This window comes from Prochlorococcus sp. MIT2302 (assembly GCF_059772385.1).
Map to the genome: position 1 here is coordinate 1823506 of NZ_CM186285.1, position 17794 is coordinate 1841299.

Annotated in this window: 22 protein-coding genes; 13 read left to right on the forward strand and 9 right to left on the reverse strand. The window is 36.7% G+C overall.

The window, feature by feature from the left end; translation table 11 throughout:
- Positions 1 to 30 precede the first annotated feature (30 nt).
- The 5 genes from AC6EI2_RS10520 to AC6EI2_RS10540 all read left to right on the forward strand — a co-directional run bounded on the left by AC6EI2_RS10520 (position 31) and on the right by AC6EI2_RS10540 (position 2196).
- The gene (locus AC6EI2_RS10520; RefSeq protein ID WP_498462266.1) at positions 31 to 165 is read left to right on the forward strand and encodes a hypothetical protein; all 135 of its coding nucleotides are present in this window, start codon (positions 31 to 33) and stop codon (positions 163 to 165) included.
- A gap of 462 nt (positions 166 to 627) precedes the next feature.
- Positions 628 to 864 carry a photosystem II reaction center protein PsbN gene (gene psbN / locus AC6EI2_RS10525; RefSeq protein ID WP_225866589.1) on the forward strand — a complete coding sequence of 79 codons (237 nt, stop codon included), beginning with the start codon at positions 628 to 630 and terminating at the stop codon, positions 862 to 864.
- A 166-nt stretch (positions 865 to 1030) separates the two neighbouring features.
- Positions 1031 to 1699 (forward strand): hydantoin utilization protein A, encoded by a 669-nt coding sequence (locus tag AC6EI2_RS10530; protein ID WP_498462267.1) that lies wholly within the window; start codon positions 1031 to 1033, stop codon positions 1697 to 1699.
- Between the two features lie 12 nt (positions 1700 to 1711).
- Positions 1712 to 1846: a hypothetical protein gene (locus AC6EI2_RS10535; RefSeq protein ID WP_498462268.1), complete on the forward strand. Its 135-nt coding sequence runs from the start codon at positions 1712 to 1714 to the stop codon at positions 1844 to 1846.
- A 62-nt stretch (positions 1847 to 1908) separates the two neighbouring features.
- Positions 1909 to 2196: a hypothetical protein gene (locus tag AC6EI2_RS10540; RefSeq protein ID WP_498462269.1), complete on the forward strand. Its 288-nt coding sequence runs from the start codon at positions 1909 to 1911 to the stop codon at positions 2194 to 2196.
- A 28-nt stretch (positions 2197 to 2224) separates the two neighbouring features.
- On the opposite strand, the gene AC6EI2_RS10545 is transcribed toward AC6EI2_RS10540, so the two are convergent.
- Positions 2225 to 2470 carry a NifU family protein gene (locus tag AC6EI2_RS10545; protein WP_498462270.1) on the reverse strand — a complete coding sequence of 82 codons (246 nt, stop codon included), beginning with the start codon at positions 2468 to 2470 and terminating at the stop codon, positions 2225 to 2227.
- A 140-nt stretch (positions 2471 to 2610) separates the two neighbouring features.
- Between AC6EI2_RS10545 and AC6EI2_RS10550 the strand changes: the two genes are divergently transcribed.
- The gene (locus AC6EI2_RS10550; protein ID WP_498463490.1) at positions 2611 to 4038 is read left to right on the forward strand and encodes a malate:quinone oxidoreductase; all 1428 of its coding nucleotides are present in this window, start codon (positions 2611 to 2613) and stop codon (positions 4036 to 4038) included.
- A gap of 84 nt (positions 4039 to 4122) precedes the next feature.
- Entirely contained in the window at positions 4123 to 5934 is a 1812-nt protein-coding gene (gene lepA / locus AC6EI2_RS10555) for a translation elongation factor 4 (RefSeq protein WP_498462271.1), read from the forward strand.
- On the opposite strand, the gene AC6EI2_RS10560 is transcribed toward lepA, so the two are convergent.
- Entirely contained in the window at positions 5931 to 6125 is a 195-nt protein-coding gene (locus tag AC6EI2_RS10560) for a hypothetical protein (RefSeq protein WP_498462272.1), read from the reverse strand. The genes lepA and AC6EI2_RS10560 overlap by 4 nt on opposite strands.
- A 124-nt stretch (positions 6126 to 6249) precedes the next feature.
- Between AC6EI2_RS10560 and AC6EI2_RS10565 the strand changes: the two genes are divergently transcribed.
- Entirely contained in the window at positions 6250 to 7065 is an 816-nt protein-coding gene (locus AC6EI2_RS10565; RefSeq protein WP_498462273.1) for an ABC transporter permease, read from the forward strand.
- 28 nt (positions 7066 to 7093) lie between these two features.
- On the opposite strand, the gene trmH is transcribed toward AC6EI2_RS10565, so the two are convergent.
- Both trmH and AC6EI2_RS10575 read right to left on the reverse strand, forming a co-directional pair.
- The gene (trmH, locus tag AC6EI2_RS10570) at positions 7094 to 7783 is read right to left on the reverse strand and encodes a tRNA (guanosine(18)-2'-O)-methyltransferase TrmH (protein WP_498462274.1); all 690 of its coding nucleotides are present in this window, start codon (positions 7781 to 7783) and stop codon (positions 7094 to 7096) included.
- 184 nt (positions 7784 to 7967) lie between these two features.
- On the reverse strand, positions 7968 to 8969 hold the full coding sequence (locus AC6EI2_RS10575; protein ID WP_498462275.1) for a porin: 1002 nt from the start codon (positions 8967 to 8969) through the stop codon (positions 7968 to 7970).
- A gap of 191 nt (positions 8970 to 9160) precedes the next feature.
- Here AC6EI2_RS10575 and AC6EI2_RS10580 point away from each other — a divergent pair, with 191 nt between their 5' ends.
- Positions 9161 to 10507 carry a 16S rRNA (cytosine(967)-C(5))-methyltransferase gene (locus tag AC6EI2_RS10580; RefSeq protein WP_498462276.1) on the forward strand — a complete coding sequence of 449 codons (1347 nt, stop codon included), beginning with the start codon at positions 9161 to 9163 and terminating at the stop codon, positions 10505 to 10507.
- 51 nt (positions 10508 to 10558) lie between these two features.
- Here the strand turns inward: AC6EI2_RS10580 and chlG are convergent, their stop codons facing one another.
- Both chlG and petP read right to left on the reverse strand, forming a co-directional pair.
- Positions 10559 to 11509, reverse strand: coding sequence for a chlorophyll synthase ChlG (gene chlG, locus AC6EI2_RS10585; RefSeq protein WP_498462277.1), 951 nt, complete (start codon positions 11507 to 11509; stop codon positions 10559 to 10561).
- Positions 11510 to 11524: 15 nt separating this feature from the next.
- On the reverse strand, positions 11525 to 11746 hold the full coding sequence (gene petP / locus AC6EI2_RS10590) for a cytochrome b6f subunit PetP (protein WP_011823230.1): 222 nt from the start codon (positions 11744 to 11746) through the stop codon (positions 11525 to 11527).
- Between the two features lie 53 nt (positions 11747 to 11799).
- On the opposite strand from petP, the gene hisF reads away from it, so the two are divergent.
- Both hisF and ubiE read left to right on the forward strand, forming a co-directional pair.
- Positions 11800 to 12570 (forward strand): imidazole glycerol phosphate synthase subunit HisF, encoded by a 771-nt coding sequence (gene hisF, locus AC6EI2_RS10595; protein WP_498462278.1) that lies wholly within the window; start codon positions 11800 to 11802, stop codon positions 12568 to 12570.
- A gap of 112 nt (positions 12571 to 12682) precedes the next feature.
- Positions 12683 to 13348, forward strand: a complete 666-nt coding sequence (gene ubiE, locus AC6EI2_RS10600; protein ID WP_498462279.1) for a bifunctional demethylmenaquinone methyltransferase/2-methoxy-6-polyprenyl-1,4-benzoquinol methylase UbiE — start codon at positions 12683 to 12685, stop codon at positions 13346 to 13348.
- A 10-nt stretch (positions 13349 to 13358) separates the two neighbouring features.
- Here the strand turns inward: ubiE and AC6EI2_RS10605 are convergent, their stop codons facing one another.
- Positions 13359 to 13841, reverse strand: coding sequence for a DciA family protein (locus tag AC6EI2_RS10605; protein WP_498462280.1), 483 nt, complete (start codon positions 13839 to 13841; stop codon positions 13359 to 13361).
- Between the two features lie 73 nt (positions 13842 to 13914).
- Here AC6EI2_RS10605 and AC6EI2_RS10610 point away from each other — a divergent pair, with 73 nt between their 5' ends.
- Together AC6EI2_RS10610 and AC6EI2_RS10615 are read left to right on the forward strand one after the other, a co-directional pair.
- A complete protein-coding gene (locus AC6EI2_RS10610; RefSeq protein WP_498462281.1) occupies positions 13915 to 14691 on the forward strand; it encodes a PspA/IM30 family protein in 777 nt (258 codons plus the stop codon).
- A 28-nt stretch (positions 14692 to 14719) separates the two neighbouring features.
- The gene (locus tag AC6EI2_RS10615; protein ID WP_498462282.1) at positions 14720 to 15484 is read left to right on the forward strand and encodes a biotin--[acetyl-CoA-carboxylase] ligase; all 765 of its coding nucleotides are present in this window, start codon (positions 14720 to 14722) and stop codon (positions 15482 to 15484) included.
- A gap of 9 nt (positions 15485 to 15493) precedes the next feature.
- Here the strand turns inward: AC6EI2_RS10615 and AC6EI2_RS10620 are convergent, their stop codons facing one another.
- Both AC6EI2_RS10620 and AC6EI2_RS10625 read right to left on the reverse strand, forming a co-directional pair.
- Entirely contained in the window at positions 15494 to 16180 is a 687-nt protein-coding gene (locus AC6EI2_RS10620) for an ABC transporter ATP-binding protein (protein ID WP_498462283.1), read from the reverse strand.
- 13 nt (positions 16181 to 16193) lie between these two features.
- A complete protein-coding gene (locus AC6EI2_RS10625) occupies positions 16194 to 17756 on the reverse strand; it encodes an NAD(P)H-quinone oxidoreductase subunit N (protein WP_498462284.1) in 1563 nt (520 codons plus the stop codon).
- Positions 17757 to 17794: the final 38 nt, after the last annotated feature.

A 17794-nucleotide genomic window follows, 5' to 3' on the forward strand; every position in this document is an offset into this window, starting at 1 on the left:
GTATGATGGTTATTATTTTTTAATTAGTTTATGAATATCAAAAAAGAAAAAAAAATTAAAGCCCAAGAATGGATGGTTATGTTTGATGGGCAAATAAAAAAAAGTGAGAAAGAGATTGATGCTCATGAGCACCATTTAGAAGTGAACAATCAAAAAAGCGTATAGTGATTAGCTTTTGCTAGGATCTGGCAAGTTAGTGAAAATTATATTTTTGCTGAACTTTTAAATTGCTTTCTATGAAAAGTGCCTCACTTTTTGTAGGTTTTCATATTATAGTAAGTCCTAATTCAAGTCTCAATATGAAAATCGATTTTGGCCCCATAACTTTTAGCAGAATTGCTAGCATCCTTTTGATACTGGGCTTTTTCGGCCTTTTAGCTTACAATTCCACTCTTTAATGTAGTCTTAATTAATAATCTAAAAATAAAATCATCTCGTTAGGTAAATAAAATTAGATATTTTACTGTTGAACATTAGTAATTACATTGTTTATTGTAAGTTTTCTAACGTTCTTTGATTTATTTATCCATCTAGCTAAACATAATAATAGGACAATTGAGATACTTTCTGTTTGTGGCTCTCAAAGTCGGAATTCGTACAGTAGAATCCAGAAAATAAAGATTACGCATGGAAACTTCAACTACTGATCCGACCTTATTAATGCTTATAGGGGGGATAGTTGTTCTATTAGCTGGCTCAGTAGCCTATGGCGTATATTCAACATTCGGTTCAGGATCAAAAGAGCTTAGAGATACCATTGATGAGCATGCCAAAATGCATGAACTGGGAATTGCACATGGACATGGAGGTAGTTCAGAAGCCTATGAGATGTCAGGAAAACTTCAAAAAGATCAAATTTCCTAAAAACTAAATAGGCTACTTTTTTATTTTTGATAAATATTCACTTATACAAATTTACTTTCAAATAACAAAGTACTGAGATGTAATATTAGAGAAACCTGTCTTATGAAAACATTTTGTTCGAGGGGAATATCTACTTAATTAAAGAATTTTTAACCCATACATACTCATGTTGATAAGTGTAGTAACTGGATTTGCAGCTGGAGCTGTGCATGTAGTAAGTGGTGCTGATCACATGGTCGCAATGGCTCCGTCATCGATTCGAAAACCTCAAGTGGCGTTAATTGATGGCCTGGCATGGGGGGTCGGACACTCTGCGGGGGTTTTAATCCTCTCAATACTTGGGATTTTGGCTAAGGATTTAATAGATATTGAATTAATGTCTTCATATGCAGAGTTTCTTGTTGGTATAAGTCTTCTAATTGTGGGGTTTCTAGCTATAAGTACTTCCTTAAAAGTAAACATTCACATGCATCAGCATATGCATGGAGAAGAAAAAACTCATAAACATTTTCATTTCCATTCTCCTGGAAATAAGCTTCGGGGAAGTCATACACATGCTGCAACGGGTTTAGGTGTTTTGCACGGCTTCGCTGGGGCAAGTCATTTGGTGGCGGTTATTCCCGCATTGGCTCTACCTTTGTTTGGAGCTGTTGCTTATCTTTTTGCATATTTACTTGGATCAGTTTTTGCAATGGGATGCGTTGTTTTGGGTATATCTTTTGCTACTAGTAAAGCGAATAAAATGTTTTATCCTTTCTTGATGAGATCAATAGGAGCATTATCAATAGTGACAGGAATATTTTGGCTTCAAAAGACTTCGATTCTGACTTTTTAAAAGTTTTTTTTCATGCATTACACAGCTAGCCTTATTGCTTTGGGTGGCTTCTTCTTATGGGTTGTTATTGCGACAGTGATATGGGCAAGAAGAATGAAAAAACTTAAGGAAGAATATTCTAAAAACCAATCAAAATTCACAAATTAATTGATACATCATTTTTCGTCTTTAGATACATACTTATTGGTGAAAATGATTAAAGATTATGTATGATCATTCAACTATTAATAAGAGTGATGAAAGGTGTTTTGTTTTTCTTAGGCTCAATCTTTAGATGGCCTGTTCAAAATACAAAGGATTTTCTGATTTTTCATGCTTACCTCTTAGGTCTATATGCGATAACTTTTTTGCTTGGAAAAATAGGTTTAGAAATCTCTAATCTCATTTTTACCGTTGGTTTAATAGCACCAATCGGCTATCTAATTTATAACGGTCTTCCTTTGGATTGTCTTAACTATAAGTCTGCAATTGAAAGGGAATTAAGTTCTCTAAATTAAAAAACTAAAGATTTTTTATTAAATAAATTTATAAAACTTGTATTACCTCGCTAACTTCTGGAATCATTTCCCTGAGTTTTCTTTCAATACCCATTTTTAGGGTCATCGTGCTACTAGGGCAACTCCCACAAGCCCCTTGAAGTCTAACTTTGACTATTGGCCCATCTATTTCAGCTATCTCTACATTACCTCCATCAGCCATAAGAAAAGGTCTTAATTCATCAAGAACCTTTTCAACGTTTTCTGTAGTTAGTGCAAGAGTTTCGTCGGTCATTTTAACTTCCTTAATTTGATTTTGCTTAGCTTAGTTAATTGCAGGATAGTCTATATGTAATCTTGATAAAGATTTTGCCTAATACCAGTTTCTCAGATTCAGCAAATACTTATGACGCAATACTAGTCGGTGCAGGAATCATGAGCTCTACTCTTGCAGTCCTTCTACATGAACTTGAGCCGGAATTACGATTGCTGCTAGTTGAGAGATTACCTTCTGCTGGTTTGGAAAGTAGCTGCGCTAAAAATAATGCTGGAACAGGACATGCTGCTAACTGTGAGCTTAATTACACTCCAAGCCAAGAGGATGGATCTATTAGTACTAGCAAAGCTTTTCAAATAAATAAATCCTTTGAGCAAAGTTTGGAATTTTGGGCATCTTTGACAGAAAAAGGGAAATTGATGCCAAAAACTTTTTTAAATAAGTTGCCACACATCAGTCTTGTTTTTGGAGATAAAGATATTTCTTTGCTGAAAAAAAGATTTTCTGAACTTAGTTCTCATGCCGCTTTTGCACAAATGGAATTTACTGAGGATCATGGTGAATTAAAAAATTGGATTCCATTGATTATGGAAGGTAGGAAACAGAGTGAGAAGATTGCTGCGACAAGAATTCAAAGAGGAACTGATATTGATTTTGGTAATTTAACTCGCTCATATATCAAGCAAATTGAAGAGGCAAATTCTATTGAGATTAACTACTCCACTAATGTTGAAAATCTTCAACAAGATAATGAAGGAGATTGGTATTTATCTTTGGAAGGAGGAGTAGAGAACAATAGAATTGTTAGATCAAAGTTTGTTTTCCTTGGGGCTGGAGGAGGAGCTTTGACTCTCTTGCAAAAATCGAGAATTCCAGAAGGATTGTCATATGCAGGTTTTCCTGTCAGCGGCAAATGGTTGATTTGTGAAGAGGAAAAATCAACAAAGACACATAATGCAAAAGTTTATGGAAACGCAGCAGTTGGAGCTCCACCAATGTCTGTGCCTCACTTAGATACAAGATGGATAGACGGGAAAAGGTCTCTTTTGTTTGGTCCATTTGCAGGATTTAGTTCAAATTTTTTAAAATATGGGTCAAAATTGGATTTATTTAGATCGATTAAAGCAACTAATCTTTTTTCTATGTTGCAAGCAGGATTTGGAAATATTGATTTAGGAAAATACTTGTTAAATCAATTAACACAAACAAATGAAGATCGAATTGAAACTTTAAAAAGATTTCTCCCTATGGTTTCACCAAATGATTGGAAACTTTCAATCGCAGGACAGCGTGTCCAAATCATAAAACAAACCCCAAAAGGAGGCGTTTTAAAAATGGGGACAGAGGTTGTTACCTCCTCGGATGGGTCTTTAGCTGCTTTGCTTGGGGCTTCTCCTGGCGCTAGCACAGCAGTAACAATCATGCTTGAAGTTTTAAACCGTTGCTGGTCTGAAAAAATGAAATCAAGGAAATGGAAAAATAAAATGTTAGAGCTTTTTCCAAGTCTTGGGTCAAATATTAATTCAAATCAAGAAGCACTTTTGGCAATTCGCAAAAGAAACGATTTCTTACTTAAATTAATTTAAAACTTTAGTATTAGTGAGTTATATTTAATCTTTATTCAAAGTTGAATTGATAAACAAAGATCCTGTTCCTCTAATTGCTTTCGAATGACTAATGTTCCCATTTCTCGTTTAAGGAACTTCTGCATCATTGCTCATATTGACCATGGCAAATCAACCTTGGCAGACAGACTTCTTCAGGATACTGGCACTGTCTCCTCCAGAGACATGCAAGAACAATTCTTGGACAATATGGATCTAGAGAGAGAGAGAGGGATAACTATAAAATTACAGGCTGCTCGTATGAATTATAAAGCTGATGATGGAGAGGAATATGTCTTGAATTTGATTGATACACCAGGGCATGTTGATTTTTCCTACGAGGTGAGTAGATCATTGCAGGCTTGTGAAGGTGCCTTGCTGGTCGTCGATGCTAGTCAAGGAGTTGAAGCACAAACTTTGGCCAATGTTTATCTCGCCTTGGAAAATGATTTGGAAATTATTCCTGTGCTTAATAAAGTTGATTTACCTGGTGCTGATCCTGAGAAAATCAAAAGTGAGATTGAATCAATTATTGGTTTAGATACATCCAAAGCAATTTCCTGTTCTGCTAAAACAGGACTTGGCATTCAAGAAATACTGCAAGCGGTAGTAGATAGAATACCTTCTCCTCAAGATAATCCTGATCAGGCTACAAAAGCACTTATTTTTGATTCTTATTACGACCCTTATAGAGGGGTGATTGTTTATTTCAGAATCATGAGTGGTGGCATAAATAAGAAAGACAAGGTTTTACTTATGGCTAGTAAAAAAAGTTATGAGTTAGATGAAATAGGTGTTATGGCTCCTGATCAGGTAAAAGTAAATTCTCTCCATGCAGGTGAAGTTGGATATTTAGCTGCATCAATCAAAGCAGTAGCTGATGCAAGAGTCGGAGATACGATCACTCTGCAGGATCGGCCTGCTCAAGAAGCTTTGCCAGGTTATACCGAAGCCAAGCCAATGGTTTTTTGTGGGTTGTTCCCTACGGATGCAGATAAATATCCAGATCTAAGAGAGGCTCTAGATAAATTGCAGCTTTCCGATGCAGCCCTGAAGTATGAACCTGAAACAAGTAGTGCAATGGGGTTTGGCTTTCGTTGTGGATTTTTAGGTTTATTGCATATGGAAATTGTTCAAGAGCGTTTAGAACGTGAATACGACTTAGATTTAATTGTTACGGCACCCTCAGTTATTTATAAAGTGAAAATGGTTGATGGGGAAGTCTTGATGATTGATAATCCAGCTACACTTCCAGATCCTCAAAACCGTGAAACCATAGAAGAACCTTACGTTCGGATGGAAATTTATGCTCCTAATGATTACAACGGAACTTTAATGGGTCTTTGTCAGGAAAGAAGAGGAGACTTTATTGATATGAAATACATAACGACTGATCGGGTTACGCTTATTTACGAAATACCCCTTGCAGAAGTTGTAACCGATTTCTTTGATCAAATGAAAAGTAGAACTAAAGGATATGCTTCTATGGAATATCATTTGATTGGCTATAGGCCAAATAATCTAGTTAGATTAGACGTTTTAATTAATTCAGAGCGGGCAGATCCTTTAACGACAATTGTACATAAAGATAACGCTTATGGTATTGGTAAAGGACTTGTTGAGAAATTAAAAGAACTTATTCCAAAACAGCAATTTAAGATTCCTTTGCAGGCTTCAATTGGTAGTCGAGTTATTGCAAGTGAAGGTATTAGTGCTTTAAGAAAAGATGTTTTATCTAAATGTTATGGAGGCGATATCTCAAGGAAAAAGAAGTTGTTAAAGAAACAAGCAAAAGGGAAAAAACGGATGAAGTCAATGGGGAAAGTCGATGTTCCCCAAGAGGCTTTTATGGCTGTCTTGAAATTAAATAATGATTAATAGATATTTTTATGATTTTGTTTGTTTTGGATAGAGCCTAAGCTGACCTCGCTTGAATTATTTATAAAATAAGAGACTTCCTTATTTCCTTTGTCTTTGGTTAGATTTGTCCATATAAAACCTATTATTATTATTGCTGCAATGGTTATTGAAAGCTCACCAACAGTGAGACCATCATTTTTTAAATTCATCTTAAATTGTTTGTATTCTTTTATTTAAGCAATTATTTTTTTATTTTCTACCTTTTAAAGCTAAATTTAATTAGGTCTTATTATTTGATCATTGAATACAAGAGATTTTTTAGGACGAAGGGATATGTCGACAAGATTATTGTTCGCTGGATTGATCATTTTATTCGTGTATGTAGTGATTTCTCTTTTTATCCCCTTATTGATATCTCTTAGGATTGTACCTAATGGTCAATTTGGCTTAGGGAATCCGATTTTTTCAGCCCCATCTTTGGGTCACTGGTGTGGAACAGATCGACTAGGAAGAGATGTTTGTGTTAGAACTTTGGCTGCGAGTGGAGTTGCGTTACAAGTGGTTTTTGTCGCCGTTTCCCTTGCCGTTTTAGTAGGGATACCTTTGGGACTTGTAAGTGGCTACATTGGTGGGGTTTTGGATAGAATTTTAGTCCTTCTTATGGACACTCTTTATACCATCCCTGTTCTCCTCCTTTCTGTGGTGATGGCATTTTTATTAGGAAGAGGCATATTAAATGCCTCAATAGCATTGTGCGTGGTTTATATCCCTCAATATTTTCGACTTGTTAGAAACCAGACTTCACAGGTTAAATCAGAACTTTATATTGAGGCGGCAATATCAATGGGGGCTTCCCCTTTATGGGTAATAAGAAAATACCTTCTGAAAAATGTTCTTACTTCTGTCCCTGTGGTCTTAACACTAAATGCTGCGGATGCTGTATTAGTCCTTGGGGGATTAGGATTCCTTGGATTAGGTCTTCCTGAAAATATTCCAGAATGGGGAAGTGATTTAAATATGGCATTAGTTGCATTGCCTACTGGTATTTGGTGGACAGCGCTCTATCCTGGTATCGCTATGTTCGTTCTGGTCTTGGGGCTATCCTTTATTGGAGAAGGCTTAGAGAAATTAATAAGCGAAACTAGCTAATAGAATTAATTGTATTTGAAGTCTTGATTTAATATCTCATTTTTTCTGTTCTTGGGAGAGTGTCTATAATTTCTCCTTTTTCATTAAGATCTGGATATTTTCTACCTTCTCTTTTATACCATTTTGCGACTTCTGGGTAAGCCCACTCAAAGATCTTTTCTTTGTATGTTTCTTTGCTCATGCCCTCCCCTTCTTCAGGAATTATATTTGCTACTTGTCGTTGTCTAATCGCTTCAAACAATAATGCTGACGCTGCGACTGATACATTCAACGATTCAACCATTCCTCTCATTGGAATATGTATATGATTATCTACTAGACTCGTCGCCTCCTCACTAATACCCCATTTCTCAGCACCTAGAACAAATGCTGTTGGCCCATTGAAATTACATTTTCTGTAGTCAATTGATTTAGGATTCAAGTTGGTACCATACAATTTAAAACCTTTTTTTTTAAGAACTTTTATTGCTTCGGTAGTCTCTTTATATTGGTTTACTTTGACCCATTTCTGGCTTCCTTGAGCGGTGCTATTAAAAGTTAAATATTTTTCTTTGTTAAAGATTGCATATGCCTCAAGAACACCCACAGCGTCACAACTTCTGATTATGGCTGAGAGATTATGAGGCTTTTCGACATTTTCAATTAAGACAGTAAGATCAGAAATTCTTTTATTAAGCACTGATTTTAGACGCTCAAAACGTCTAGGCAATAGAGGCATTTCTAACTATTTATAGGGAGAGTTGGTGCTCTTTAATTGGATGGGTAGTTTTAATTGTTTTATGGATCAATTAAAATGAACAACTTGATTAAAAAAAAAACTATTAATTAAAATATTACACAAAAAAAAGCTCCTGCCCATTGGACAGGAGCTTTTTCCTTGAGAAATTTAAGTTTCTATGTTCTTAGAAGCTAAATGCAGTTTCAACAACAACACCAGAATCATCATCACCAGTACTTGTATCTTCTACTGTGAAGAAACCAGGAGTGATTGATACATTGTCGTTCAATGCATAAGTGTAAGAAACTTCAAATCCTGTTGAATCTAAAGTATCACTACCATCAACATCAGTTGTGTTGTAAGCAGCACTTAGTGTTCCAGGACCAACTTCGTAGTCAACACCGATGAACAAATCAGTTGCATCAGCACCAGTTTCTGGATCATTTGTGTCATAAGCAATGCTGAATGTCGCATCAATTGACTCTGGGCTGTAGTAGATACCACCACCAAATGTGTCGTATCCAGCGCCAGCATCGCCGTCGTTAGAAGCGATTACTAGACCGCCACCAAAGCCGTCACCGTTGTAGCCAAGAGTGAAAGTTGAAACATCATCAGCATCATCAGAATTGATACCTTTGGTTGCGTCAGTACCACCAACAGATACAAAGCTGACAGAAGCAACTACGCCGTTGTCGTTAGAGTAAGCAATACCAACTCCTGGGCCAGTTTCGTTGCCAGCCAAAGAGTAAGGCATAGCACCTAGTCTGAAAGCATCTGAATAAGCAGATGTTGTTGCAGCAACAACATCATCCTGATCAACTAAAGGACCAGCAGTTACTTCTAGATCGCCAACAGGGAACGCATAAAATAAAGACTGAACATCTAGATCACCTGTCTCAGCACTATCCATGCTTGCAAGTGGGCCACTAGCATTACCAGCTACGATACCTGCGTAGAAAAGATCTTCGCCTGTGAAGCTAGAAGATACATCAAGGCTATATGCATATTGCATATAAAGCTCTTCTTCTGTGTCTGTTGTTCCGCCGTCAGAAACAGAACCGACAGTGAAATAAGCACCACCAGAAAGAGATGTGGTAGATGAGAATGCAGTATCTGCGTTAACTGCAACAGGAGCCATTAGGCCCAAGGCAGCAGGAGCTACTAATAAACGTTGAAAAAGCTTCATTGTGTCCTCACAATATAAGAAGATGATTCAAACCTAACTCTCTTATGACAAGTTTAAAAGTATCTTATGTTACACCTCTTTGGTTGTACCACGTGACCACTTCCTTTGAAAGTGTCTGCAATAAATGATTTCTTGATTTTTTGAGCCAAATTGATTTCGTTTATGGATTACTGTTAGCTGGTTTTGAATAATTGCTTTTGAGTAACAATCTTTCGCAGATAAAAGGATTAGAAGCAAGAAAAGCTGCTTTGGAAGTTATTCAAGCAGTTGGTGGAGGAGCATTTGCAGATGTTGCATTAGATAGGACTTTTAGAGTTTATTCGCTCAAGTCGATTGATAAAGCTTTAATAACTGAAATTTCTTATGGTGCAATTCGTCAAAGATATTTTTTAGATCGCTGGATAGATTTCTTAGGAAAAGTACCTGCTGAAAAGCAACCTCCGATGTTGAGATGGTTATTACATCTTGGGCTTTATCAAATCTTGAAAATGGAGCGAATACCTCCAGCTGCTGCTATCAACACAACTGTAGAGCTTGCTAAAACTCTTAATTTGAAAAAGCTTGCTCCTGTTGTTAATGGTATTTTGCGATCGGCTCTTCGAAGTAAAAACGGAGGGCAATCACTACCCAAGTCTAAAAACCCTAGTTTAGATTTAGCTAAAAATGAGTCTCTACCTCTTTGGTTGGCAGATGAATTGATTGCTTGGAAGGGAGTCGAAGATGCTCAAAAGATTGCGCAAGCTTTTAATAGTGTTAGTCCCATTGATATCAGAGTTAATAAATTACGTGCAGACATAAAAGATGTGAAGGAAATTTTTGATGCCTTTGGTATTAAAAATCAATTAATTTCAGGCTGTCCTTATGGATTGGAGGTTCCTGCTGGTATTGGTGAGCCTAAAAAATGGCCAGGTTATGACGAAGGGAAATGGAGTGTTCAAGATAGATCTTCACAACTAATTGCTCCATTGTTAAAACCTTTGCCTGGAGAAAAGATCCTTGATGCTTGTGCTGCACCAGGCGGTAAAACAACACATATTGCTGAATTAATAAATAATAATGGCAGCATTTGGTCTATTGATCGATCCTCACGAAGATCTAAAAAAATATCCGCCAATGCAGAGAGACTTGGAATCAGTTGTTTAGAACTAATGGTTGCTGATTCTAATGAATTGTTAATAAAACATCCTGAATGGATAGGGTTTTTCGACCGAATACTAATCGATGCTCCATGTTCTGGACTAGGCACTCTTGCCCGCCATCCTGATGCAAGATGGAGAATGAACAAAGAAATTATTCAGGAGCTTGTTTCGCTTCAAAGTCAGCTACTAAATTCGTTATCTCCTTTGTTAAAAAGTGGCGGCAAATTGGTTTATTCCACTTGCACTATTCATCCTGATGAAAATTTTAATCAGATAAAAAACTTTCTTCAATTAAGGTCTGAATTTTTACTAGAATATGAAAAACAAATTTGGCCAGGAGAAGAAGAGATTGGAGATGGATTTTATGTCGCTGTTTTAAATAAATTTAAAAATTCATAAATATATAGAAGTAAATAAAATCTTAGATAGTCTTAAATTTTATACATGATTTTATAAACTAATTAAGGAGCTATGTCCTATAGCTATTGCTGTTACAAGCATTCCTAAAATCAAAAATGGTTGTGCACTGGCTTGGTATTTAACATCAAATTTTAATGGATCACGTAATAGCCATATGTCTTGAAATGTTATTTGCGGGATTATAAGTAAAACCAGAATGACAGATGCAAAATGTTGTCCAATTGCTATTAAGACTACGACCATGGCTATCTGAAAAATATCAATCATTCCGGCGCTAATACGACTTGCATTCTTGATACCAAAAACAACTGGGAGTGAATCAAGTCCTAGGCTTTTGTCCCCTTCAACACTTTTGAAATCATTTATCACAGCAATTCCTAAGCCTGACAAGCTGTAGGCAAGAGTTAGTATGGCTGTTGTCCAGGTTAAGTGTCCAAATAGAGCCTGTCCCGCCCACCAAGGTAGAGCTATATAGCTAGCACCAAGTGCATAGTTTCCAAGCCATCCATTTTGTTTTAGTTTTAAAGGAGGGGCTGAGTAAATAAAACTTACAAATGATCCACCCAATGCTAGAAATAGGACTGAAGGTATTGTGTGATGTGCCCATAAATCCAATAAATAAGCAACACCTAGACCAGCTATTAGTAGAACCCAAATTTGTAATTTGACTTGAAAAAGGGAAATCGCCCCTGAGGGTATGGGTCTATTAGGTTCATTAATTGCGTCTATTTCTCTATCGAAGTAATCATTGATTGTTTGCGTGTATCCAGTTAAAAGGGGCCCGCTCATGAGCATGCAACTTATCGAAGCCAGAACGTTGCTTAATTCCCAATGGAAATTGCCACTAGCAGCCGCTCCACATATGACTCCCCAAAGTAATGGAATCCATGTGATGGGCTTCATTAGTTGCAAACGAAGCTTCCAGATGTTTTTTGTTTCAGAACCTCCTTTTATTCCAAGGAGTTGCCTTGCATCACTCACTTTTTTATCTCAGGGTTAAGAAACTTCATCTTCAAAGAACCAATGCTTGCTTCCATCATTCATTTTAATTACCACTCCAATTCCACCCCTCCCATCAGTCATTTTATAGTCAATTACAGTACCTCGAGGGTCCTCTGATAGTTGGTCTATCAAATAAGAAGGTATGCGATCTCTTACACGTTCAATATTAATCTTAATTTTTGAACCTATCCTTGAAAGGGAGGTTGGCTTAGCCATGGAATTAAATTGATTAATTTCGGGCACCCTAACAGTTCCTCTGTTTAAAAATCATGGTTGCTTTAAGATTGATTCCTTGTCTTGATGTTTCAAACGGTCGAGTAGTGAAGGGTGTTAATTTTGTTGGATTGCGTGATGCGGGGGATCCAGTTGAATTGGGATGCAGATACAGCAAGGCTGGGGCTGATGAATTGGTCTTTCTTGACATAACAGCTACACACGAAAAAAGATCTACTTTGGTTGAAATGGTTAGACGCACTTCCGAGGCTGTAACCATTCCTTTTACTGTTGGAGGAGGCATAAGTTCATTGAATGGAATAAATGAATTATTAAGAGCAGGAGCTGACAAAGTTAGTTTAAATTCAAGTGCGGTTAAAGACCCTTCCTTGATTTCTCAAGGGGCAGATCGTTTTGGTTCTCAATGCATTGTTGTTGCGATAGATGCAAAAAAGAACAAAGATATTCCTAATAAGTGGGACGTTTATGTAAGTGGTGGACGAACAAATACTGGTTTAGATGTCATTGAATGGTCAGAAAAAGTATTTCAGCTTGGTGCAGGGGAAATCCTAGTAACTTCAATGGACGGTGATGGAACTCAAAATGGTTATGACATAGAACTTACTAGGTCAATTTCGGAGAAAGTTCCAATACCAGTAATAGCTTCAGGAGGTGCTGGTTGCTTGAGACACATCAAAGAGGCCTTTACTCAAGGAAAATCTTCAGCTGCTCTGTTAGCTTCCCTTTTACATGATGGACAATTAACTATCAGAGAAATAAAAGAATATTTAATTAAAGAGAATTTATCCATAAGACCAATAGAATGATAAAGATTTTTATGAAAACACTGATAAAAAAAATTATGAGTTCATGTTTTATGGAAGTTAAATATTTTTCTATATTTATATGAGACCTGGTAATACTAAGGCTATTGAGGAAATGTTTAATTCAATTTCTTCAAAATATGATTTTCTAAATGATATATTTAGCTTTGGATTACATAGGTTTTGGAAAAGAAAATTGTTGGATATTCTTAATCCGACTTTTGGTGAGAAATGGATAGATCTCTGTTGTGGAACTGGAGATATGTCAATACTTTTGGCTAGATATATGAAAAGTTCGAAAAATATTACAGGGGTAGATACAGCTTCTAAAGCCTTATTAGTTGCGAGAGAAAGATCTAAAAAAAAATATTCTTCAATTAAATGGATAAATGCTAATGCTCTCCAAACTAATCTCAAATCCAATGAATATGATGGGCTATTGATGGCTTATGGTTTAAGGAATCTTTCTAGTTCTTATGAGGGGCTTAGAGAGGCTTTTAGAGTTTTGAAACCAGGTGGAAGGGCAGGAATATTAGATTTTCGATCTTTTGAAGGATATCCCATGCAAGGTCTTTTCCAAAAAATTTATCTAAGTCTTTATGTCGTTCCAATCGCATCACTCTTTGGATTAGGAAAGGAATATTTATATATAAAAAAAAGCTTAGTTAATTTCCCCTCAGGGGCAAAACAAATTCAATTAGCACTTTCTGCTGGCTTCAAGAAAGCAGAATATCAAACATTAGCAATAGGGCAAATGGGAATTTTGTTACTTGAAGCCTAAGTTGAATAGCTCAATCTATTCTCAATTCTTTTCTTCTACAAAAACTACATTTACCCCACAATTTAATTTCTCCCTTAGGAGACGGTACCTTGCAAAAAGGACAATTGGTGATTCCATTTTTGTCAGTTCTGCTTGGATGATTTTCCCAAATTTCTTTTTCAGTTTCTCGTTTGATTAAATTACTTGGATAATATTGTCTAATCCGGATCTCTTTTATTTGATATCCATGTGATTTTAAAGATTCAATTAACTCCAAACGGTTATATAAAAGCGCTTGTCTCCATTGTGGATGGCTTGCTCCAATAGTTAGAACTTTATTTTTTATGTTAAGTGGCGTGCAGTTTAATGCTAGTTGCTCACCTGCTATTTCTACCCAATCTTGAATAAGGCCTCCTACATTTCCTTCCCATGAAGACTTGATTTCTTCTAAGCATGTATATATTGATTTCTCCCTTTTTGCTTTTGTTTTATGCTTTAAGTCTTCTAAAATCAACGTAAAATAGACACTAATGATGAGTAAGTGCTTAAATCTAGCTAATATTTTTAAGATTGCATGAAAAATCCTAATGGGATTATTAGATAGGTTAAGTCGCTTGCTAAGGGCAAATCTAAATTCTTTTGTGAGTGATGCAGAAGATCCAACAAAAATACTTGATCAGTCTGTTGCTGATATGCAAGATGACTTGGTGAAGCTTCGTCAGGCGGTAGCTATTGCCATTGCGAGTCAAAAAAGATTAGAGAATCAGGCAAATCAAGCACAAGAGCAAATTCAAAATTGGTTGTCTAGAGCGGAATTAGCCTTGAAAAAAGGAGAGGATGATCTAGCTAGAGAAGCATTAAGTAGAAAAAAAACCTTTCAGGAAACCTTTCAATCTTTAACAACTCAATCTCAAACACAAATTGGTCAAGTTGAAAAACTTAGAAAAAGTCTTTTGTTATTAGAAAGAAAGATCGCGGAGGCCCGAACGAAAAAAGATATGCTCAAAGCAAGAGCTCAAGCTGCCAAAGCTCAGCAAAAAATTCAAAGTGCGGTCGGAGATTTGGGTAGCAAGTCTGCTATGGCTGCATTTGAGAGAATGGAAGATAAAGTAGAGGCATTAGAAGCGACTGGGCAAGCAGCCTTAGAGTTGGCTGGCGAGGATCTAGAAAGTAAGTTCGCAGCCCTGGAGGGAGGAGGTGATATAGAAAAAGAATTAGAGACATTGAGGAGTCAATTAAAATCAGGAGTTGAGGCAATAGCTTTGCCTCCATCCGATTTAGATGTTGATGAAGTAAAGACTGTAGAAATTCAAGAAGTCGAAATTGAATTAGAGGAGCTGAAGAAGTCAATGGATAAGGCTTGATTTTTTTAAGAATAAATGACCTTGCCATATGAGTAATCAAAAAATCTATAGCGGTGTAGGGTTGATTTCTAGATATCACAAATTAAATAACTCCTCTACAAGATCATGGCGATTAATGTTAAAACCTATTTGTGCTAGCACTGAAATAGAGTTGTCGAATTGGATTGCAGAGAAACCAGTAAAAAAAAATCAGCCAAAAGCAATGTTTGCTTCTTGTCAAAGATTTGGTAAAGGTCAAGCTGGTCGGATTTGGCAAGCACCAAAGGGAGGGGTTTGGGTTAGTGCAGCTATTAAGAGAGAGGGGCCGTATGAAAATAATTCACAGCTTTATGGGTTAGCTGTGGCATTGGCTTTGATTAAGAGAATTGAACAGATAGGAGTTAATGTCAGTATTAAATGGCCGAATGATCTACTAGTTGATGGTCGAAAATTAGCTGGAATTTTACCTAGACTATTTTTTAGAGGTGGGGAACTTCGATTATTGAGAGTTGGAGTAGGTTTAAACGTTTTTAACAATGTTCCTAAAGAAGGGATCTCGCTTAAACAAATTGTTGGAGATAAAAATATGAATATCAATTTTTGGTCTTCAGAAGTTTTACTTGCAATAGAAAGATCTTTAGATTTTTTAGAAAATAAAAATCTTCTATGCAGTGAAGTAGAAGAAAGGTTGTGGTCAAAAAAATATATTGATAATCAAACTGGCAAGCAGTGGGATATCAAAGGTATAGACTCGATTGGTAGACTGATTATTTTTGAGGAAAACACAGAGAAATTTTTGTCAACTTCAATATGATTACCTGAGTTAATTTTCAGTAATCTCTGTTACCTTACCATCTCTAAATCTTGCTATTTTTTTTGCTCTTTGAGCGACATTATCTTCATGAGTTACTAATACAATTGTTATTCCCTGACTATGCAGTTGATCAAAAAGATTTAAAACATCTTCAGTAGTTTTGGAATCTAGAGCACCAGTTGGTTCGTCTGCCAATAATAGTGATGGTTGATTGATTATTGCTCTTGCTATGGCAACTCGTTGTTGTTGGCCACCAGATAATTGATTAGGCAGATTGGTCAGCCTGTTGCCTAACCCAACTCGATCAAGAGCCTCTTCAGCGCGCTTCTTCCTTTCTAAAGCGGGGACGCATGCATAAATCATTGGAAGCATTACATTTTCTAGTGCTGAAACCTCTTGAAGCAGATGAAATTGCTGAAAAACAAAACCAAGTTCTTTATTCCTAATATCTGCAAGTAAGTCATCATCAAGTTTTTCTACTGCAGTTCCATTTAATTCATAAGTCCCATTAGTAGGACGATCAAGGCATCCGAGTATGTTCATTGCAGTACTTTTACCAGACCCACTTGCACCCATAACTGCAAGATAATCACCCTGATAAACTTCAAGATTTAGTTCGTCAAGAGCTTTCACTTTGACCGATCCTTCCCCATAAAATTTATTTACATTCGTTAGACGAGCAACAGATTTTTTCAATGATTTTAATTTGTTAGCCAATTGAACTTTTAGTTGCAAGAGTAAGGGCTTCTTGAAGTAAAGGAGTTCCGTTTACCGCACTATCGGCAAATTTAAAGAGAGGGTTTGAAATGATTCCACCAATTGCAGTTACAAGAACACAAAAAATCAACCCTACTTTGAGAGAAGACATTCCCGGTATTGACCATTCTATAGTCGGATATGCTTTAACAACATCTGAAGCTTCTTTGGGTTCGGTCACTACCATCATTTTTATAACCGATATGTAATAGTAAATGGAAATAACAGAAGTGACTAAGCCAACACTCACGAGTATGTATTGCTCATCTGCCCATCCAGCAAAAAACAAATAGATCTTTCCAAAGAATCCCAACATTGGAGGAATGCCTCCCAAAGATAGAAGGCATAAACTCAATCCTAATGTTATTAATGGATCTTTTTGGTATAGTCCTGCATAATCTGATATTTGGTCACTACCAGTTCTAATTGAGAAAAGTATTATGCAGGCAAAAGCACCAAGATTCATAAATAAATAAGCAGCCATATATAGAACCATCGCGGCAAAACCATCTTCAGTTCCACAAACTAATCCAATCATTACAAATCCAGCTTGTCCAATTGAGCTATAGGCAAGCATCCTTTTCATTGATTTTTGAGCTAGCGCTACAACATTTCCCAGCGACATACTTAGGACTGCTAAAACAGTAAAAAGCAATTTCCATTGTGTGTCAAAAGCGCTAAAACATCCTACGAGTATTCTTACTGCCAGAGCAAAACCTGCTGCTTTGGATCCCACTGATAAAAAGGCAACTACAGGAGTAGGAGAACCCTCATATACATCTGGTGTCCATTGGTGAAATGGGACTGCAGCAATTTTGAAAGCCACTGTAGATAATACGAAAACAAGCGCTAACGCAGATAAAGGGGTTGGAGCATTAATTAACGTTATCCCTATCTCTTTTAAATTTGTTGATCCACTTATTCCATAAAGCAGAGATGCACCATATAGAAAGACAGCGGCAGCAGCCGAACCAACTAATAAATATTTCAGAGCAGCCTCAGAACTTCTCGAATCTCTTTTTAGATACCCAGAGAGCAAATAGCTTGCAACGGAGAGTGTTTCTAGAGAAACAAAAACACTTACCAAATCAGTTGAACCACATAGAAGCATCGCTCCAAGAGTGGCAGCTAACAATATTGCTGCAAATTCACCAATGGGACTCCCGTTTTGTTCAGCATATCTCCAGCTAATTAACAAAGAGATGAGAGTTGATAGAGCTATTACCCCTCTAAAAGCAATAGCAAGATTGTCTGCAATAAATGCGCCTAAGAAAGATTCTTGAGTGTCTCCATTCCATTGCATTAGTAGTAAAAACAAGGAGCTTCCAAGACCTGCATAACAGATAGGCGGAGACCAGCGGGCTGAAATCTTTTCGCCAGCCAAGTCCACCAAAAGAGTCCCTAACATTGCCACTAGGACTGCAGCCTCGGGTAGAACGGCTTTAGCATTTAAAGAGAGATTTAAAAGCTCTACAGGCTCGTTTATGAATATTTGAAAAGACAAAAGTTCTCCCATTTATGTATTGTTTTGAAGCTGTGTCTGATTTTATAACT